At 68.2% G+C, this 20,028-nt stretch carries 14 protein-coding genes; 11 read left to right on the top strand and 3 right to left on the bottom strand.

What is annotated here, in order from left to right; genetic code table 11:
* Positions 1 to 183 precede the first annotated feature (183 nt).
* The 4 genes from K7G81_RS02925 (at position 184) to nagE (ending at position 9,490) form a co-directional block, all read left to right on the top strand.
* Complete coding sequence (locus K7G81_RS02925) at positions 184 to 2,919, top strand: TonB-dependent receptor (RefSeq protein WP_223029221.1); 2,736 nt, start codon at positions 184 to 186, stop codon at positions 2,917 to 2,919.
* A gap of 132 nt (positions 2,920 to 3,051) precedes the next feature.
* On the top strand, positions 3,052 to 5,301 hold the full coding sequence (locus K7G81_RS02930) for a family 20 glycosylhydrolase (RefSeq protein WP_255586502.1): 2,250 nt from the start codon (positions 3,052 to 3,054) through the stop codon (positions 5,299 to 5,301).
* Positions 5,298 to 7,778 carry a phosphoenolpyruvate--protein phosphotransferase gene (gene ptsP, locus K7G81_RS02935; protein WP_223029222.1) on the top strand — a complete coding sequence of 827 codons (2,481 nt, stop codon included), beginning with the start codon at positions 5,298 to 5,300 and terminating at the stop codon, positions 7,776 to 7,778. Before K7G81_RS02930 ends, ptsP begins: the two co-directional genes overlap by 4 nt.
* Positions 7,775 to 9,490 carry an N-acetylglucosamine-specific PTS transporter subunit IIBC gene (nagE, locus tag K7G81_RS02940; protein WP_223029223.1) on the top strand — a complete coding sequence of 572 codons (1,716 nt, stop codon included), beginning with the start codon at positions 7,775 to 7,777 and terminating at the stop codon, positions 9,488 to 9,490. The genes ptsP and nagE overlap by 4 nt, the downstream gene beginning before the upstream one ends.
* A gap of 83 nt (positions 9,491 to 9,573) precedes the next feature.
* On the opposite strand, the gene K7G81_RS02945 is transcribed toward nagE, so the two are convergent.
* From K7G81_RS02945 to K7G81_RS02955, 3 genes are read right to left on the bottom strand one after another with little or no spacing between them, the layout of a single operon-like run.
* Positions 9,574 to 10,341, bottom strand: coding sequence for a hydrolase 1, exosortase A system-associated (locus tag K7G81_RS02945; RefSeq protein WP_223029224.1), 768 nt, complete (start codon positions 10,339 to 10,341; stop codon positions 9,574 to 9,576).
* The gene (locus K7G81_RS02950; protein ID WP_223029225.1) at positions 10,329 to 11,021 is read right to left on the bottom strand and encodes a hypothetical protein; all 693 of its coding nucleotides are present in this window, start codon (positions 11,019 to 11,021) and stop codon (positions 10,329 to 10,331) included. Before K7G81_RS02950 ends, K7G81_RS02945 begins: the two co-directional genes overlap by 13 nt.
* The gene (locus tag K7G81_RS02955) at positions 11,018 to 11,290 is read right to left on the bottom strand and encodes an acyl carrier protein (RefSeq protein WP_223029226.1); all 273 of its coding nucleotides are present in this window, start codon (positions 11,288 to 11,290) and stop codon (positions 11,018 to 11,020) included. The genes K7G81_RS02950 and K7G81_RS02955 overlap by 4 nt, the downstream gene beginning before the upstream one ends.
* Positions 11,291 to 11,396: 106 nt before the next feature.
* Here K7G81_RS02955 and K7G81_RS02960 point away from each other — a divergent pair, with 106 nt between their 5' ends.
* The 7 genes from K7G81_RS02960 (at position 11,397) to K7G81_RS02990 (ending at position 20,026) form a co-directional block, all read left to right on the top strand.
* On the top strand, positions 11,397 to 12,905 hold the full coding sequence (locus tag K7G81_RS02960; protein WP_223029497.1) for an acyl-CoA ligase (AMP-forming), exosortase A system-associated: 1,509 nt from the start codon (positions 11,397 to 11,399) through the stop codon (positions 12,903 to 12,905).
* The gene (locus tag K7G81_RS02965) at positions 12,902 to 14,158 is read left to right on the top strand and encodes a pyridoxal-dependent decarboxylase, exosortase A system-associated (RefSeq protein ID WP_223029227.1); all 1,257 of its coding nucleotides are present in this window, start codon (positions 12,902 to 12,904) and stop codon (positions 14,156 to 14,158) included. Before K7G81_RS02960 ends, K7G81_RS02965 begins: the two co-directional genes overlap by 4 nt.
* A gap of 79 nt (positions 14,159 to 14,237) precedes the next feature.
* A complete protein-coding gene (locus K7G81_RS02970) occupies positions 14,238 to 14,879 on the top strand; it encodes an XrtA/PEP-CTERM system exopolysaccharide export protein (RefSeq protein WP_223029228.1) in 642 nt (213 codons plus the stop codon).
* A gap of 12 nt (positions 14,880 to 14,891) precedes the next feature.
* Positions 14,892 to 16,403 carry an XrtA system polysaccharide chain length determinant gene (locus K7G81_RS02975; protein WP_223029229.1) on the top strand — a complete coding sequence of 504 codons (1,512 nt, stop codon included), beginning with the start codon at positions 14,892 to 14,894 and terminating at the stop codon, positions 16,401 to 16,403.
* Entirely contained in the window at positions 16,400 to 17,341 is a 942-nt protein-coding gene (locus K7G81_RS02980) for an AAA family ATPase (RefSeq protein WP_223029230.1), read from the top strand. Before K7G81_RS02975 ends, K7G81_RS02980 begins: the two co-directional genes overlap by 4 nt.
* Complete coding sequence (locus tag K7G81_RS02985) at positions 17,338 to 18,990, top strand: hypothetical protein (RefSeq protein WP_223029231.1); 1,653 nt, start codon at positions 17,338 to 17,340, stop codon at positions 18,988 to 18,990. The genes K7G81_RS02980 and K7G81_RS02985 overlap by 4 nt, the downstream gene beginning before the upstream one ends.
* A gap of 31 nt (positions 18,991 to 19,021) precedes the next feature.
* Positions 19,022 to 20,026: an ExeA family protein gene (locus K7G81_RS02990; protein WP_223029232.1), complete on the top strand. Its 1,005-nt coding sequence runs from the start codon at positions 19,022 to 19,024 to the stop codon at positions 20,024 to 20,026.
* The last annotated feature ends 2 nt before the right edge of the window (positions 20,027 to 20,028 follow it).

Genomic DNA, 20,028 nt, shown 5'->3' on the forward strand with positions numbered 1-20,028 from the left:
TACCAAAGTGCAGAAAAATTACATTGGCATCATTTTTGGTATTGCAAAATGATGACGTTTGGCAGTTAATCCATGCTCGGAAGGCCGAACCGATGAGTCAACCACGCAAAAGACGGGGGCTCGGCAGGCGATTTGGTCATATTTTGGTCCTGTCCATTCAGGCCTCATGGGAAGGGGGATATCATGATCCAGGCTCCGATCGAAATCCGTAAGTTGCTGTTCGCCGGCACGGCAAGCGCGCTGGCGCTGGCCGTCTCGACGCCGGTCTTCGCGCAGGCGAACGATACCGCGCCGGTCTCGCATGACGATGCCGTTGCCGGCAGCGACGCGCAGCCCGGCGATATCGTCGTCACCGGCATCCGCGCCTCGCTGCGGGCCGCCCTGGAAGCCAAGCGCAATGCCAATGCCATCATCGATTCGGTTTCGGCCGAGGATGTCGGCAAGTTTCCCAACACCAATGTCGCCGAGGCGCTGACGCTGGTGCCGGGCGTCACCGTCGACCGCCAGTTCGGGCAGGGCGAGAAGGTGTCGATCCTGGGCACCGATCCGGCGCTCAACCGCACGCTGCTCAATGGCCAGACGGTGGCCTCGGCGGACTGGTTCATCCTCGATTCCCCGGGCCGCACCTTCAATTACGCGCTGCTCGCGCCGCAACTCGTCGATCGCGTCGATGTCTACAAATCGCCCGAGGCGCGGATCGACGAGGGCTCGATCGGCGGCACCGTCAACGTCATTACCCGCCGCCCGCTCGAGATGGACCCGTTCACCGGCGCGGCGTCGCTCGGCTATCTCTACAACGATCGCTCGAAAAAGGGCGATATCCAGGGCTCGGCACTGCTGAGCTGGCATAATGATGCCGATACGTTCGGCGTGCTTGCCTCGTTCCAGCGCTCGAAGGACCGGTTGCGGCGTGACGGGCTGGAAAGCTACGGCACGATTCCGGCCGATTTCTGGAATGGCACCAACGATGGCGGCGTAAGCTCGATCACCACCGGGAACTGCACCGGCGAGTGCGCGACGACCCTGCTCGCCAATCCCGACGCGCGCTTCCCCAATGCCTTCGGCACCAGCTATTTCGAGCAGCAGCGGGAGCGGAAGACCTATTCGGGCACGGTGCAGTGGAAGCCGGTCGACAAGCTGACGCTGACCGGAGACTATCTGCGGATCGATGCCAATTACGACAATTTCAACCAGTCCGAATATGCCTTCCCGGGCAACACCTGGAACAGCGCCGGCGCGCTGACCGGGCTGACCGTCGAGGACGGCATCGTCACCAGCGCGACGTTCAAGCACGCGCTGTCGGTCTATGATGCGCAATACCGCAAGGCCGAGATGCATTCGCAGACCTGGCACGGCAAGGCCGACTGGAACGACGAGCATTATGAAATCAGCGTCGAAGGCGGCATTTCCAACGCCAATGGCGGCACCAAGCACCAGGTGTTCCTCGAATTCCTCAACTGGGCCGATTACACCGTCGATATCAGCGGCGCGCCGAAATCGCCCGGCACGATCAGCTATGCCAATGGCGACGTGCTCGGCAATCCGGATGCCTTCGCCACCGATCCGGGCTGGAGCGGCAACCTCGTCGATAAGCCGACGAAGGACAAGGAGCGCTACGCCCAGGGCGACATCACGCTCAAGTTCGACGGGTCGCTCAAGAGCATCCAGGTCGGCTACAAATGGCGCCATCACGAGACCAGCCAGCATTATGCCGGCGTCACCGTCGCGGGCGTATCCGCGCCGACCTCTCTGTTCGATCCCAGCGGCGCGGGCAGCAATTATCTCGATGGCTTCGATGGCGTGAACGACCAGATGGCCGGCCGCTTCAAGATCAGCGGATCGTCGATGGTCGATTATGTCGAAGGCGGTGACTGGCTGCCCGCCGGCGCCTCTTTCCCGGTGCCGTCCGAATTCGCCGCGGCGGAGTTCACCGCGGGCAATTGGGACGTCAACGAGAAGGTCAACGCGGTCTACGCCCAGGCCAATTTCGAGCAGGGCGCGCTGCGCGGCAATGTCGGCGTGCGCTATGTCGGCACCAATACGAGCAGCGCGGGCTTCGTCTGCACGCCGGTCGACCCCAAGGTCGGTTGCGTCGGCGAGCCGGACTGGACGTGGGAGACGACCAAGAAACATTACAGCAACGTGCTGCCGAGCGTGAACGTCGCGATCAATCTCGAGCACAATCTGATCTTCCGCTTCGCCGCGTCCGAGGTGATCGCGCGGCCGAACTATGCCGACATGACCAATTATTTCTGGCTATCGGATCAGATCCTGACCGGCGGCGGCGGCAATCCCGATCTCGATCCTTATGAGGCGACCAATTACGACGCTTCGGTCGAATGGTATTTCTCGCGCAACTCGATCCTCGCCGGCGAGGTATTCTACAAGGATATCGGCAACTACATCCTGCAGACGACCGCGCCCGAGGACCATTTCAACCAGTCCCGGCACATGGTGACGACCTACGACATCAGCCGCCCGCACAATGCCGGGACGGCGACCTCGAAGGGCTTCGCGATCGCCTATCAGCAGAACCTGCCTTACGGCTTCGGCATCCTCGCCAATTACACTTATGCCGATGCCCACGGGAAGGACGGCGCGGCGCTGCCGTACAATTCGAAGCACCAGGTGAGCGTCAGCCCGTTTTTCGAAACCGGGCCGATCTCGCTGCGCGGCACCTACACCTGGCGGTCGAAATATTTCACCGGGATCGATCGCGGCGACATGATGTTCGTCCGTGACAGTGCCAATGTCGATGTTTCGGCGACCTATAACTTCACCAAATATCTCGGGCTGACGCTGTCCGGCATGAACCTGACCGACAGCCAATATTATGCTTATGCCAACACCCCGCTGCTGCCGCGTGGCGTATACAAGAACGGCCGCAAGTTTCTGGCGACCGTGAACCTCAATTTCTGATCAATGGCAGGGGGCGGCATCGACGGGAACACTCGCGATGCCGCCCTTTTTCGCGCCGCGGTGAGGCGGTGATTGACGATCGTGTGCCGTTTCGCGGTATGTCGGTCGCGCGACGCTCGTGAGGTTTGTCTGATGCGTGGATTCCTGGTGCTCTCCCTGATCGCCGCGATGGTGCCCGCGGCGGCGCGGGCGGCACCGTCCGGCCCGCTGCCGCTCTTGCCGATGCCCGCATCGGTCGAGGTCGGCGCGGGCCGCTTTGTCGTCGCGGGTGCGGCGATTTCGGTTACTGACGACGGCGGCAAGGAAGCGGGAAGCCGGCTGCGCGATCTCGTTGCGCGAAGCGGTGGGCCGGCGCTGTCCTTTTCCGCCAGGGGCGCGATCCGGTTTCGACGTGATGCGGGGATCAAGGGCGCCGAGGCCTATCGGCTGGTGGTGACGCCGGCCGGCGCGACCATTTCGGCGGCGAGCGATGCCGGGCTCTATTATGGCGCCGAGACGCTGTGGCAGTTGATCGCCTCCAGCCCGGACGGCCGCATCCCCGCCGTCACCATCGCCGACGCGCCGGCGTTTGGCTGGCGTGGGGTGATGCTCGATTCGGCACGGCACTTCCAGCCGGTCTCCTATGTCGAGCAGTTGATCGACCGCATGGCGATGGCCAAGCTCAACACGCTGCACTGGCATTTGAGCGACGACCAGGGCTGGCGGATCGAGATCGATCGCTATCCGCGCCTCACCGGGATCGGCGGTTGCCGGCAGGAGGCCGGTGCCGCCGGCACCGATCCCGCGACGGGCAAGCCGGTTCGCTATTGCGGCTATTATACCAAGGCCGAGATCCGCGCCGTCGTTGCTTATGCCAGGGCGCATCACGTCACGATCGTGCCCGAGATCGACATGCCCGGCCATGCGACCGCGATGGTCGCCGCTTATCCCGCGCTTGCCTCGATTCCCAATCCACCGAAAACGCCGAGCAACCAATGGGGCGTGCTGCCCAATCTGCTCGACCCCGATGATGCGACGCTCGGCTTCGTCGATAATATGCTCGACGAGGTGATGGCGCTGTTCCCCGGCCGTTACATCCATATCGGCGGCGACGAGGCGGTGAAAGACCAGTGGAAAGCGAATCCCGCGATCCAGGCGCAGATCAAGCGGCTCGGCCTCAAGGACGAGAACGCGTTGCAAGGCTGGTTCATGGCGCGGCTCGGCGATTATCTCGACAAGCACGGCCGGCGGATGATCGGCTGGGACGAGATTCTCGAAGGGCAGGTGCCGGGCGATGCGACGGTGATGTCGTGGCACGGCATCGACGGGGCGATTACTGCGGCCAGGAGCGGGCATGACGCGATCCTGGCGCCGGCACCGATCTTCTATCTCGATAACCGCCAGAGCGATTCACCCGGCGAGCCGCCGGGGCGCGGGGCGATCATCGACTGGCAGAAGCTCTACGGCTTCGATCCGGCGCCGACCGAACTGACCGCCGATCAGCGGCGGCATTTGCTCGGCCTTCAGGTCAATCTGTGGACCGAGCACGTCCGCACGACCGATTATGCCGATCGCATGATCTGGCCGCGCGCCGCGATCCTCGCCGAGCTAGCATGGCGCAATCCGGCGAAGGACTGGCCGGATTTCTCGGCGCGGCTGGTGGCGGCAATGACGCGGTGGCAGCATATGGGCCTGCGCTACGACAAGGCGCCGCTCGACGTCGAGGCGCGCTTTTCCGGCAGCGACGATGCGTTGACAGTGGCGCTGCGCCAGCCGGCGGCGATCGGCACCTTCCGCTATACGACCGACGGCAGCGCGCCGTCGCCGCGGTCGCCGGCCTATCAGCAGCCGCTGTCGCTATCGCCGGGAACGCCGCTGATGGCGCAGGCTTTCGCCGGCGATGTCGCGCTGGGAGAGCCGCAGCGCTGGCTGGCCGCGCCCGAATTGTTGCGGACGCGCAGCGCCAGCGAGATGGAATTGTGCAGCGACGCGATCCCGTTGCGGCTCGAAGATGACGGCCCGACCGATGGCGTGCGCAAGATCCATTGGGCGGACATCATGCACCCGTGCTGGATCTGGCGCGCCGCGCCGCTCGACGGGGTGACGCGGCTGACCGCGACGGTCGGCCGCCAGCCGTTCAACTTCGCGATCGGCGACGACATCAAGAAGGTGGTGTTCGAACAGCCGACGACGCCGGCGGGCGAGCTCAAGGTGCGCCGCGATGGCTGCGACGGCACGGTGATCGCCACGGTGCCGCTGGCCGCCGCCACCGATACCTCGGGCGATGCCACCGTATCCGGGGTCATCCCCCCGCAACACGGCGCGCATGACCTGTGCATGACCTTCGCGCAGACCGGGCCGGACCCGTTCTGGGTGCTCGATCGATTGACGCTGGGCCGATGACGATCGAGATCATCAGCCCGCTCGCCGGATGGGCGACGCCGCTCGATGCCGTGCCCGATCCGGTGTTCGCCGATCGGATGCTGGGCGACGGCCTGGCGATCGATCCGATCGAGGGGCAATTGGTCGCGCCGGGCGACGGTGTGGTGACTACCGCGCATCCCGCCGGACACGCGGTGACGCTGACGCTGGACAGCGGGCCGGTGCTGCTGATGCACATCGGACTCGATACGGTGGGCTTGCGCGGCGCGGGATTCACGCCGCGCGTCACCGAGGGGCAACGCGTCGCGCGAGGCGATGTACTGGTAGCATTCGATCTCGACCAGCTGGCGCGAACGGCACGCAGTCTCGTCACGCCGGTGATCGTCACCAATGGCGATGCCTTCCGCATCGTCGAGCGCGCGGGCGAGGGGGCCATGGCGATCGGCGCGCCGCTGTTCGTGCTCGAAGCGGTTGCCGGGGGCGAGGCTGCGGCCGCACCGACCGGCCCCGCCGTCGAGCGGACGCTGCGCCTGCCGCTCGCGCACGGGCTCCACGCGCGCCCGGCGGCGCGGATCGCCAGGCTCGCGGGTGAGTATGACGCGGCTGTCGACATCGTCGCGGACGGTGGCCGCGTGGCGCCGGCGCGCTCGTCGGTGGCGATGCTCGGGCTGGCGCTCGGCCATGGCGCGCCGATCACGATCCGCGCGGCCGGGCCGGACGCCGACCGCGCCGCCGACGCGATCGTCGAGCTGATCGCCGGCGGCATGGTCGAGCTGCTGCCCGTCACGGAGACTACGCCCGACGCGCCACCGGCGCCCGCCGAGTTGCCCAACACGCTCGGGGGCATCACCGCGGCGCCCGGCATGGCGATCGGTCCGGCATTCCGCTTGCGCAATGCCGCGATCGCGGTGCCCGAGACCGGCGGCGATCCCGCGCACGAGCGGCAGGCGCTAGCCGCCGCCAAGGCCGAGGTTCACGCCGCGCTGGAACGCGAGGCGGCCGGCGCCGGACCGCAAGCGGACATCGCCGCGGCGCACCTCGCCTTGCTCGACGATCCGACGCTCGACGATGCCGCCACCACGATGATCGCGGCGGGCAAAAGCGCGGGGCTCGCCTGGCGGCAGGCGATCGAAAGCGCCGCCGCGCCGTTGCGTGCGACCAGCGACCGCCGCTTCGCCGAGCGGCTCGACGATCTCGCTGATCTCGAACGCCGCGTGCTTGTCGCGTTGCTCGGCGAGGCGGCCGAACCGCCGCGCCCGCCCGCCGGCGCGATCCTCGTCGCCGAGACGCTTTATCCGTCGCAGCTCGTCGCGCTGGCCGATGCCGGGCTCGGCGGCATCGCCACGGCGGAGGGCGGCGCGACCTCGCACGTCGCGATCATCGCCGCCGGTCTGGGCTTGCCGATGCTCGCCGGGCTGGGGCCTTCGCTGGCGCTGGTCGAGGACGGCACCGGGCTGATCCTCGCCGACGGCAGCCTCCGCGTCGCGCCCGACGCACAGGCGCTGGACCGCGCGCGCGCCGAGGCGGCGCTGCGCAGCGAACGGCGGCGCGCGGCGATGGCACGGGCGCACGAGCCGGCGGTTAGCGCGGACGGCACACGGATCGAGGTGGTCGCCAATCTCGGCTCGGCCGCCGATGCCGAGGCGGCGGTCGCTGCGGGCGCGGAAGGATGCGGCCTGTTGCGCACCGAATTCCTGTTCCTCGATCGCGCCGCGCCGCCCGACGAGGCGGAGCAGCGCGCCGCCTATCAGCAGATCGCGGATGCGCTCGCTGAGCGGCCGCTGATCGTCCGCACGCTCGACATCGGCGCCGACAAGCCCGCGCCGTGGCTGCCGATGGCGGCGGAGGAGAACCCCGCGCTCGGCCTGCGCGGCATCCGCCTGCAACTCGCCCGGCGCGCGCTGCTGGAGACGCAGTTCCGGGCGTTGCTCGGCGTCACCGCTGCAAACCTGAAGATCATGCTGCCGATGGTCGCCGACGCGGCGGAATTGCGCGAGGCGCGCGAGACGCTTGACCGGCTGGCGGGCGCGGCGGGGCGGCAGGCGCCCGAGCTCGGCATCATGGTCGAGACGCCGGCGGCGGCGCTGATCGCCGGAACGCTCGCCGCCGACGCCGCCTTCTTCTCGATCGGTAGCAACGATCTCAGCCAATATGCGCTGGCGCGCGACCGGACCAACCCGGCCGTTGCCGCCGGGCTCGACGGCTTGCACCCCGCGGTGCTGCGGCTGATCGACATGACGGTGCGCGGCGGCGCGGCGCATGGGCGCTGGACCGGGGTGTGCGGCGGGCTCGCCGCGGTGCCCGAGGCGGTGCCGGTGCTGATCGGGCTCGGCGTCGGCGAATTGTCGGTGCCGGCCGCGGCGGTCGCCGAAACCAAGGCGCTGGTCCGCACGCTCGATCTCGCCCGCTGTCGTGCGCTCGCGGCCGAGGCGCTGGCGGCGCCCGATGCGGATGCCGTCCGCGCCCTTGTCGCGCCGTTGATGGAGAAGGCCGCATGAAGCTCTCGCTGCAATCGCTCCAGCCGCTCGGCCGCGCCTTGATGCTGCCGATCGCGGTGCTGCCGATCGCCGGGCTGCTGCTGCGGCTCGGCCAGCCCGATCTGCTCGATGTGCCGTTCGTCGCGGCGGCGGGCGCGGCGATCTTTGACAATCTCGGCCTGCTGTTCGCGCTCGGCATCGGCGTCGGGCTGGCGCGCGACAACAACGGCGCGGCCGGGCTGGCCGGGCTGGTCTGCTATCTCGTTGCGACCAAGGGGGGCGAGACGCTGCTCACCGTGCCGCCCGATGCGGCCGCCGGCATGGCCAAGGACGCCGCGGCGCTGGCCGACGCGGCGTGGCGCAGCGCGGCGATCGCCAAGCTGTCGGTGCCGATCGGCATCCTTTCGGGGCTGATCGCGGGCGGCTTCTACAATCGCTATGCGACGATCAAGCTGCCGGACTATCTCGCCTTTTTCGGCGGGCGGCGGTTTGTGCCGATCATCTCCGGGCTGGCCGGGCTGGCGCTCGCGCTGGTGTTCGGCGGGCTCTACACGCCGATCAATGCCGGCATGAACACGCTGTCGACGCTGGTGATCGGATCGGGCGAGGTGGGTCTGTTCTTCTACGGCGTGCTCAACCGGCTGCTGATCGTCACCGGATTGCACCATATCCTCAACAACGTCGCCTGGTTCATCGTCGGCGATTATCACGGCACCACCGGCGACCTTAACCGCTTCTTCGCCGGCGATCCCAGCGCGGGCGCGTTCATGTCCGGTTTTTTCCCGGTGATGATGTTCGGCCTGCCTGCAGCCTGCCTGGCGATGTATCGATCGGCGCTGCCCGAGCGGCGCAAGGCGGTCGGCGGGATGCTGCTGTCGATGGCGCTTACCGCGTTCCTGACCGGCGTGACCGAGCCGATCGAGTTCAGCTTCATGTTCCTCGCGCCTGCGCTCTACGCGCTGCACGCGGTGCTGACCGGGCTGGCGATGGCGTTGATGGACATGCTCGGCGTCAAGCTCGGCTTCGGCTTTTCGGCCGGGTTCCTCGATTACGCGCTCAACTTCACCAAGGCGACGCGGCCGCTGCTGTTGCTGCCGGTGGGACTGGCCTATTTCGCGCTCTATTATGGCGCGTTCCGCTTCGCGATCGTGCGGTTCGACCTCAAGACGCCGGGCCGCGAGGCCGAGCCGGTCGGCGAGGAGATCGCCGATGCGCTGGGCGAGCGGGGCGGGGCGTTCGTCACCGCGTTGGGCGGCGCGGGCAACCTTGCCAGCATCGATGCCTGCACCACGCGGCTGCGGCTGGTGGTGCACGATCAGGCGAAGGTCAACGAGGCGCGGCTCAAGGCGCTGGGCGCGGCGGGCGTGATCCGGCCGTCGGCGCAGGGGCTGCAGGTCGTGCTGGGGCCGATCGCCGACGCGGTGGCGATGGAAATGCGCGCCGCCGCCGGGCCGTTGTCCGCCGCGCCGGTTGCGACCAGCATGGCGCCGGCCGGGACGCATGTGGCGGTCGATGCAGCGCCGTGGCTCGCGGCGCTCGGCGGGCGTGACAATGTCATCGAATCGGGTGCGGCATCGAGCCGGGTGTGGCTGCGGCTGCGCGACGCGGCGCGGATCGACGAGGCGGCGTTGCCCCGGCTCGGCGTGCGGATGGTGGCGCATCCCGGCGGCGACACCGTCCACCTGATCCTCGCCGACGCCGCGCCCGTCGCCGCCGCGCTGCAGGCGGCGTAAGGGGGGACTGAGATCATATTGTCACCCTGAACTTGTTTCAGGGTCCATGGCGTTTCGTCAGCGTCACGCGCGGCGGCAGGTGATCAACAAACCCGCGCGATCGCCTCGGCCAGCGCGTCGGCATCGCCGGTGCGGGCATAGCTGTGCGATGCGGTGTCGATACGCACGATGGCGCCGGGCCATCGCCGACGCTCGGCCTCGGCGGCGAAGGCCTGCGCGGTGGCGTCGCGCGCGGCGAGGATCACCGTCGTATCGCGTGGCAGGCGGGAGAAGAAGCGGGTCGCGAGGTCCCCGCTATCTTCACCGCTCCTGGCAGCAATCTTCATCAAGCCGTTAAAAAGCTTCCCGATGTTGACGCCGCCGGTGAGCAGGCGCCGCCATTCCCGCGGATCGCGCAGGCGCTCGGCATAGCGTGCGCGGATCGCGGCGGCGGGGGGCAGGTCGTCGGCCGGCTCGATCACCCACGGGTTGGAGAGGATCAGCCGATCGATCCCCGCCTCGCGGCCGAACAGCACCAGCGCGGTCGCGGCGTCGCAATTGCCGAAGCCGACGATATGCTCGAGCGACGGCGCGTGTTCGCGGAACGCTGCCGCCGCCGCGGCGATGTCGGGGCCGCTCGACGCATAGCCGCCATTCTCGCCGCTCGAATCGCCGATGCCGCGGCGATCGAAGCGAAAGACGGGGATGCCGGCGGCGGCGAGGCGCGCGGCGAGCGACGCCATGCCGCGATGCGCGCCGATGCGGATCTCGTTGCCGCCCGATACGATCAGCACGCCGGTCTTGCCCTCGGCGGTATCGAGCGTGCCGAGCAGCGTGTCGCTCGCGCAATCGAAGGCGATCAGTTCTCGCATCGGCGCACCCAATCGGCGAGGTCGGCGGCGAGCAGAGCCGCCAGCGCCCGATCGGTATCGGGTTCCGCGCGGCGCCACAGCGGAGCGCCCGAGACATGGCGATCGGCGGGTGCTGGGTCGCTGTCGAGGCGGACGACGCGGCAGGGCGGCGCGGCGTCCGGCTCGGTCGCGCGCAACGCCCGGAGCAGGGCGCGCGGCACGCGATTGCCGGCGAGTTCGATCGGTGGGCCGTCGCGGTCGATATCGACCGGGTCGAACGCGCCGCCGGTTTCGCGATCGGCGGCCTGGCGCGCGCGGACGAGATCGCGGACGATCGCTTCGCCCGATGCCGGCGACAGGAACCAGTGCGAGCGCGCCGGGATATTGCCCGCGATCAGGCAGCCGCCGCGGATGCCGGCAGCATGACAACGCCCGTCTCCGGATGCAGCAAAAAGCGCTTCCGTCCAGTCCGTTGGTGTTACATCCTCAAGTGCAGTCTCGCTCTCAACGGTGCCTGGCAGATCGGGCAACAGCGCTGCGATGCCGTGCCCGGCGAGCGCGCGCAACATAGCCACGGCAAAGGCGCGCGTGCGGTTCGCTTCTTCGAACAGCGGCAACGCCAGCACCACGACTGGGCCGCCCGCGGGCCCGAAGCGCAGCATCGCTTCGCGGCCGCCGGCCCAGTCGTAATGGCCGATCACATGAGCGCCTTGTTCGACGCGAATGTGGTCAGCGCGCCGAACGTCTCGAGCATCTCGCCGTCGACCTCGTCGTCCTCGATCAGGATGCCGAGCCGGTCCTCGAGTTCGGTCAGCACGCCGGCGACCGCCATCGAATCGAGCTCGGGCAGCGCGCCGAACAGCGGCGTCGTGGCGTCGAACGCGGCAGCGCGCTCGGCGGACAGGCCAAGAACGTCGCGCAGCACGGCGCGCACGGTGGTGTCGATTTCGGGTTTCTGTTCGGGAACCAAGGCAGCGCCCCTGTCTCAATTCTGGTCGGCCGCTTGCGGTACTCAAGCGCGGGGCAGCGGGCAAGGGGGCCTTGTGGCGCGCGTGCGCGGGCTTATCAAGGCGATCATGGTTCCACTCGATCCCGTGCCGCGCCCGATCGATCACTTGACCCGCTGCGGCGCGCCGGGGGACGTCGCGCTGGCGGACAAGGCGGGGACGCTCGATTTCGCCGCGCTGGAAACGATGGTCGGCGCGGTGGCGGCATGGCTGCGCGGGCAGAGGCTCGCACCCGGGGACCGCGTCGCGACATGGCTGCCCAAAACGCGCCTCGCCTGCATCATGCCGCTCGCCGCGCCGCGAGCCGGGCTGATCCATGTGCCGATCAATCCCGCGCTCAAGCGCGCGCAGGTCTCGCACATCTTGGCCGATAGCGGCGCACGGCTGCTGGTGACGCAGCCGGTGCGCGCCGGGCTGTTCGAGCCGGGCGACGTGCCGGCGGGCTGCGCGATCGCCGATGAAGCGACGGTGCCCGTAACCGGTGAGGGGTTGCCGCCATCCGATGCCGCGTCCGATGCGCTGGCGGCGATCCTCTACACCTCCGGCTCGACCGGGCGGCCCAAGGGCGTGATGCTCAGCCACGCCAACCTGTGGCTCGGCGCGATCAGCGTCGCGCATTATCTGAAGCTCGCGGCGGACGACCGCACGCTGGCGGTGCTGCCGCTGAGCTTCGATTATGGCCAGAACCAGTTGCTGTCGAGCTGGGCGGCCGGCGCGCGGGTCGTGCCGTTCGATTATCTGGTGCCGCGCGACGTGGTGAAGGCGGTAGAGCGCCACGGCATCACCACGCTCGCCGGCGTGCCGCCCTTGTGGATGCAGCTGCTTGAAGTAGATTGGCCGGAATCGTCGTCATCTCTGTTGAAACGATTGACCAATTCCGGTGGCGCCTTGACACGGTCTTTGGTCGCCGGATTGCGCCAACGCTTTCCGCACGCCGATCTCTATCCGATGTACGGGCTGACCGAGGCATTCCGCTCGACCTATCTCGATCCCGCGCTCGTCGATGCCCGCCCGGACTCGATCGGCCGCGCCGTGCCGTTCGCCGAGGTGATGGTGGTGCGGCCCGACGGCGGTGCCGCGGCCGCCGGCGAGCCGGGCGAATTGGTCCATGCCGGGCCGCTGGTCGCGCAGGGCTATTGGCAGGATGCCGAGCGCACCTCGCGCCGCTTTCGCCCCGCGCCGGCCTTTTCGCGGGAGGGCGGGACGGCGGTCTGGTCCGGCGATACGGTGATGGCGGACGCCGATGGGCTGCTGCGCTTCGTCGGGCGCGACGACGAGATGATCAAGTCCGCCGGCAACCGCATCAGCCCGACCGAGATCGAGGAGGCGGTGCTGGCGGGCGGCGAGGTCGCCGAGGCGGCGGCGTTTGGCGTGCCCGACGCGCGGCTGGGGCAGGCGATCGTCGTCGTCGCCCGGGCAGCGGGCGAAGCGGATCAGGCCGAACAGGCCTTGCGCGCGCGGCTGCGGCGTGATCTGCCGGGCTTCATGCAACCCGCCCGCTACGATTGGCGCGACACCCTGCCGCGCAACGCCAACGGCAAGCTCGATCGCGCTGCGCTCAAGGCGCAATTGGCATGAAACCGATCGGCCCGATCCCGCCCGATTTTTCCGGGCAATCCAGGCTCACCATCGCGGGTCGAGAGGTTGCCGGCTGGATTGAGGAAGCCGGCTCAACACCCTTATTCATTTATGATTTCTCCATTATCGCGAGCCGCGTCGCACGGCTCCGCGCGGCGTTGCCCGCTGGCGTCGATCTCCATTATGCGATCAAGGCCAATCCGTTCGCGCCGCTGGTCCGCGCGCTGGCGCCGCTGGTCGATGGCCTCGATGTCGCCTCGGCGGGCGAGCTCCGGCAGGCGCTTGGCGTCAAGCAGGCCGGGACGATCAGCTTCGCCGGGCCGGGCAAGCGCGATGCCGAGCTGGAGGACGCGATCCTTGCCGGCGCGACGATCAACCTCGAATCCGAAGGTGAGGCCGCCCGCGCGTTGGCGATCGGAGACCGCACCGGCGTGACGCCACGGCTCGCGGTCCGGGTGAATCCCGATTTCGAACTGCGCGGCTCCGGCATGCGGATGGGCGGTCGTGCCTCGCCATTCGGCGTCGATGCCGATCGCGCCGCGGCGCTGGTCGGAACGATCCGGTCCAGCGGCGCGGACTGGCGCGGGTTTCACATCTTTGCCGGATCGCAATCGCTCGACACGCAGGCGATCATCGAGACGCAGGCGGCGACGCTGGCGCTCGCGGCGCGGCTGGCGAACGATGCGGGCGCGCAGCCTCCCCTGGTCAATCTCGGCGGTGGCTTCGGCATTCCCTATTTCGCGGGCGATACGCCGGTCGATGTCGAGACGATCGGCGCCGCGCTGGGCGACGCCTTGGCGTCACGCGACGACGCGCTCGCCGCCAGCCGCTTCGCGATCGAGCTCGGCCGCTGGCTGGTCGGCGAGGCGGGCGTCTATCTGACCCGCGTGATCGACTGCAAGCAAAGCCAGGGCGAAACTTTCCTCGTCGTCGATGGCGGCTTGCACCACCAACTCGCCGCCTCGGGCAATTTCGGCACCGTCGTGCGCCGCAACTATCCGGTCGCGCTGGCGAATCGGCTCGATGCGCCCGCTACCGAGACTGTCAGCGTGGTCGGCTGCCTGTGCACCCCGCTCGATCGCCTCGCCGACAAGGTGGCGCTGCCCGAGGCGCATCCGGGGGATGTCATCGCCATCTTCCTCGCCGGCGCCTATGGCCTGTCGGCCAGTCCGGTGAACTTCCTCTCGCATCCCGTTCCGGCACAGATTCTCGCCGGAAGCCCCGATAATCCTAACGCTATCTTCACCTCTTGATCGCATAGGCTTGCCCTCGAAGCGCTGCATTCCGCCGGATTGACGTCACCCGGCGGGCGTGGCTGCGGGGGGTGATTCGATGCGTTTGCGACTGTTGTCGAACTGGGGATCGGGTACGGCGCTCGCCGCGCTGATGCTGTCGGGCTGCGCGGGCGGAAGCCGCCCCGAGCTGCCGCCGGCGTCGTTCGTCGGCGCCAATCAGCAGCCGAGCGAGCAATATATCATCGGCCCGCTCGATACGCTGAACGTGTTCGTGTGGCGCAATCCCGAGCTGTCGGCGAAGGTCCAGGTGCGCCCCGATGGCCGCATCACCACGCCTTTGGTCAGCGATATGCCGGCGGTCGGCAAGACGCCGGCGATGCTTGCCGACGACATGAAGATCGCGCTGGCGCAATATATCAAGGATCCGATCGTCTCGGTGATCGTCGACAATTTCTCGGGCACGTTCAGCCAGCAGATCCGCATCGTCGGCGCGACCGAGAAGCCGGCCTCGATTCCCTATCGCGCCAACATGACGGTGCTCGACGCGATGATCGCGGTCGGCGGGCTCAACCAATATGCCGCGGGCAACCGCGCCAAGCTGATCCGCTATGATCGCAAGACCGGCAAGCAGACCGAATATGCGCTCAAGCTCTCCAGCCTGCTCAAGGACGGCGACCCGAAAGCGAACGTCATGCTGCAACCGGGCGATGTGATCATCATCCCCGAGAGCATGTTCTAAAGGGGCGGCGCGGTGAACGGTCTCTACGACGAAATCCGCCTTGCGCTGCATGGCATCTGGCGCCGCCGCTGGGTGGCGCTTGCCGCCGCCTGGGGAATCGCGATCCTCGGCTGGCTGGCGGTCGCGCAGATCCCCAACAGCTATACCTCGCACGCCCGCGTGTTCGTCGATCTGCAGACGCTGCTGCCGGGCAAGCTCGGCATCACGACCGCCGATCAGCAGCAGAGCGTCGATACCGTGCGCCAGACGCTGACCTCGGCGGTCAACCTGCAGAAGGTCGTGCGCGGCACCTCGCTCGCCAACAGCGTGGCGAACGACAAGGACATGGCGGCGCGGGTCGGGTCGCTCCAGCAGCAGATCAGGATCACCGCGCAGCAGAACAACCTGTTCCAGATCGAGGCGACCGCGGGCAATCCCAAGCTGGCGCACGACATCGTCCAGAAGCTGATCGACATCTTCGTCGATCAGAACATGGCCGACGATCGCGACGAGAACAGCACGACGCTGCAGTTCCTCGATACGCAGCTCCAGCAGCGCCAGCAGCAATTGCAGGACGCCGATCAGGCGCGGCAGGATTTCCAGAACCGCTATCTGGCGGCGCTGCCCGGCACCGGCTCGCTCGATGACCGGATCAGCGCGGCGCACAGCCAGCTGGCGCAGGTCAATGCCGATCTCGCCGCGGCGCAGAGCGGGCTTTCCACAGTCAACGCGCAGATCGCCGGCACGCCGCCGGTGGTGCCCGGCGCGAACGGCGTCGCGGGTGGTCCGGCGGCGGCGCGCGTCGCGGCGATCCAGGGCCAGCTTGCCGATGCCCGCGCGCGCGGCTGGACCGATAATTATCCCGACGTGATCGCGCTCAAGAGCCAGCTCGCCGCCGCCCAGGCCGCGGCGAAGAACGAGCCGGCGGGGCAGGTCGCGGGCGGCACGCCCAACCCGATGTACCTGTCGCTGAAGTCGATGCAGGCCGACAAGCAGGCGACCGTCGCCGCGCTGACCCAGCAGAAGACCCAGCTCGAGCATGATCTCGATACGCTCAACGCCAAGCTTGCCGACGATCCCGGCGTCGCCGCGCGGCAGGCGCAGATCGAGCGCAATTATCAGGTGATGAAGGACCAGTATGACAAGATGCTGGCCGATCGTGAGGACATCAAGCTGCGCGGCCAGGTCCAGACGCAGACCGACGCGGTGAAATTTTCGGTGATCGATCCGCCGACCAGCCCGAGCGTGCCGACCTCGCCCAATCGCCCGCTGCTGCTCACCGGCGTGCTGCTGGTGGCGCTTGGCGGCGGCATCGGCGTCGCCTTCGCGCTGGGCCAGCTCAAGACCACTTATGCGACCGCCAGCCGGCTGGAGAAGGCCTCGGGGCTGCCGGTGCTCGGCTCGATCGGCGAGGTGGTGACGGCGGGGCAGGCGACGCTGCGCAAGCAGCGGCTGCGCTATCTGCTCGCCGGCGTCGGCGGCCTCGGCATCGCTTATGTCGGGCTGCTCGCGGTCGAGTTCCTGCAGAGAGGATTGGCGGCATGAACGACGTGACGCCCCGCAAGTTGACCGGCTCGCTGCTCGAGCGCGCGGCCGAGGTCTATGATTTCGGCGATCATTTCCGCGCCCGGACGGGTGCTGCCGCGCCGATCGCGGATACGCCGCCACCGATCGCGCCGGTCCGTGCCGAACCGGCCACGCCAGCGCCGCCGCGCCGGATGGCGCCGCCACCGGCCGGGCCGGCGGTGCCGATCGATCGCGAGCATCTCGCCGAACGCGGTTTCCTCATCCCCGGCGCGGCCGTTTCGATGCTCGCCGAGGAATTCCGCCTGGTGAAGCGCCAGCTGTTGCTCACCGCGCGCGCGATCGACGAGGCGGGCGGCATGCGGTCGCGCGCCATCCTGGTCTGTTCGGCCAAGCCGGGCGAGGGCAAGACCTTCTGCTCGATCAACCTCGCTCTCTCGCTCGCCGCGGAACGCGACGTCGAGGTGCTGCTGGTCGATGCCGATTTCGCCAAGCCCGATGTCATGGCCCAGCTCGGCCTCGACGAAGGCCCCGGCCTGCTCGATGCGCTCGCCGATCCCGCGATCGATGTCGAGACGTGCGTCGTGCGCACCGATATTCCCAAGCTCAGCCTGCTTCCCGCCGGCACGCGGACCAACGACGATACCGAGCTGCTGACCAGCAAGCGCACCGATCAGGTGCTCGACGCGCTGGTCGCCAATGATCCGCGCCGCATCGTGATCTTCGATTCGCCGCCCGCGCTGGCCGCATCGCCCGCCTCGGTGCTTGCCGCCGCGGTAGGGCAGGTGATGATGGTGGTCCGCGCCGACCGCACCGGCGACACCGACCTGCGCGAGGCGGTCCAGCTGCTCGACGGCTGCGAGCATATCCAGCTCCTGCTCAACGCGGTGACCTTCACGCCGGGCGGCGCCCGGTTCGGCAGCTATTACGGCTACAAGCCGCAGGAGAGCGTGCGATGATGCGCTGGCCGCTCCTCGCCGCGCTCGCGCTCGCCGCGTCCCCGGCGCTCGCGCAGGACATGGGCGGCGATACGCCGCCTGCGCAGGACAGCGCCGCCGCGACGCAGGCGCCGCGCGCCGAGAAATATGTCGCGCCCTATATCGAGCTCGGCCAGGTGCTCACTGCCGATCTCACTTATGACGACGTGCTGACCTATTCGGAGGTCGCCGCCGGGATCGACGCGGGGATTTCGACGCGCTCGGCGCAGGGCCAGCTCAGCTATCGCTATGAGCGGGACATCGGCTGGGGCAAGCATCTCGACGATAGCGATTATCACCAGGGCCTTGCGCGTGCCGCTGTTGGCGTTGCGCCGGGCGTCAGCATCGAGGGCGGCGCGCTCGCCGTGCGCTCGCGCACCGATATCCGCTCCGCCGCGCCCGCCGCGTCGCAGCCCAATGGCGACAATCTGAGCCAGGTCTATGCCGTCTATGCCGGGCCGACGATTGGCACGCATGTCGGCGTGGTCGGCGTATCGGGCAGCTATCGCTTCGGCTATACCAAGGTCGATAGCCCCAATTACGTGCCGCTGGGCGCAGATCAGCCGCGGCTCGATCTGTTCGACAGCGCGACGAGCAACACCGCGCAGGCCAGCCTCAATCTCGCCGCGGGTGACGTGCTGCCGGTCGGCATCACCGTCTCGGGCGGGTGGGACCGTGAGGACGCGCACCAGCTCGATCAGCGTTACGAGGGCAAGTTCGCGCGCGCCGATCTGCTGTTCCCGGTCAGCCGCACGCTCGCTCTGGAGGCCGGCGCGGGCTATGAGAAGATCACGATCGGCCAGCGTGACGCGCTGCTCGATGCCGATGGTAACCCCGTCACCGATGCCAACGGCCGCTTCGTCACCGACAAGAGCTCGCCGCGCCGCATCGCCTATCGCACCGATGGCGTGATCTACGACGGCGGCGTGCTGTGGCGGCCGAGCCCGCGCACCCAGCTCGAGGCGCATGTCGGGCGGCGCTACGGCGGCACTTCCTATGCCGGCAGCCTGACGTGGCACGCGACGCCCAGCGTCGGTGCGCGCGTCGTGGTCTATGACGATGTTGAGACCTTCGCGCGGCAATTGCGCAACGGCATCGACGGCCTGCCGACCAGCTTCCTCACTGCCGGCAACGTGTTCGGCAATGCGTTCGGCGGCTGCACTTTCGGCACCTCGGGCGATCATCCCGGCGGCTGCCTCAACGATGTGTTCCAGTCGATTTCCAGCTCGGGCTATCGCGCGCGCGGCGTCGATGCCGTGGTCGTCGCCAGCCACGGGCCGGTGCAGACCGGGTTCGGCGTCGGCTATGCCCGTCGCCATTTCTACGCGCCCGATACCAATGCGAACTTCACCATCGCGGGTGTCGACGATCAGAGCTTCTACGCGCAATATTTCTACAATCGCGCGCTCGATTCGCGGTCGAGCATCGGCGCCAACCTCTATGCCGATTATTATGAAAGCGGCATTCGGGGCGCGGCCGGTGTTTATTCGACCGGCGCCACGGGTACCTATAATCGCCGGTTCGGGCGGCTCGATACGACCGCCTCGCTCGGCCTGTTCGCGTATGATTCGAAAGACATCGACAAGGATATCACGGCGCAGGCGCTGATCAGCGCGCGATACAATTTCTGACGCGCCCGACAGACAGACAGGCAGGACGACGATGTACGAAGACCATTACGGATTGACCGGCCGGCCGTTCGCGCTGACCCCCGATCCGCGCTTCTGGTTCGAGACGGCGACGCACCGCAAGGCGATGGCCTATCTCGGCTTCGGCCTGACGCAGGGCGAAGGTTTCATCGTCATCACCGGCGAGATCGGGTCGGGCAAGACGACGCTGGTCGGCCATCTCACCGCGACGATCGATCGCGCGCGCCAACACGTCATCCAGATCGTCTCGACCCAGGTCGAAGGCGACGATCTGCTTCGTCTCGTCGCCAGCGGGCTCGGCGTCTCGACGCCGGGGCTGGAGAAAGCCGATCTGCTCGAAGCGATCGAGGCGGCGCTGCACGCGGTGGGGCGCTCGGGCCGGCGCACGCTGCTGATCGTCGACGAGGCGCAGGCATTGCCCAATTCGTCGCTCGAGGAATTGCGCATGCTGTCCAATTTCCAGGCCGGCGGGCAGGCGTTGCTGCAGATTTTCCTGCTCGGCCAGCCCGAGTTCCGCGAGCGCCTGCACGGCACCGACGCGCTCGAGCAATTGCGCCAGCGCGTCATCGCCGTCCACCATCTCGAGCCGATGCAGCCGCAGGAGATCGAGCCCTATATGATTCACCGCCTGTCGCTGGTCGGCTGGCAGGGGCGGCCGGATTTCACCGGCGACGCGCTCGATGCGCTGTATCAGGGATCGGGCGGGGTGCCGCGCATCCTCAACCAGCTTGCCGCGCGCGTGCTGCTCTATGGCGCGATCGAGGGGCTCGAACTGATCGACGGCGACATCGTGCGTGCGGTGGTCGATGATATGCGTGGCGACGTGCCGGACAAGGCCGAGCCGCTCGAACCGATCGCGCCCGGTGACGCCGACGAGGTGATCCGCCGCATCGCGATGCTCGAGGCGCGCGTCGAGGATCAGAACACCGCGCTGCGCCGCGTGCTGACGCTGCTGGTCGATTGGGTCGAGGCGGATACCGCGCGGCATGAAGGGCCACGCGACGCCTCCGTCGCCTAGCG

The organism is Hephaestia mangrovi (genome assembly GCF_019880555.1).
GTDB lineage: Bacteria > Pseudomonadota > Alphaproteobacteria > Sphingomonadales > Sphingomonadaceae > Sphingomonas > Sphingomonas mangrovi.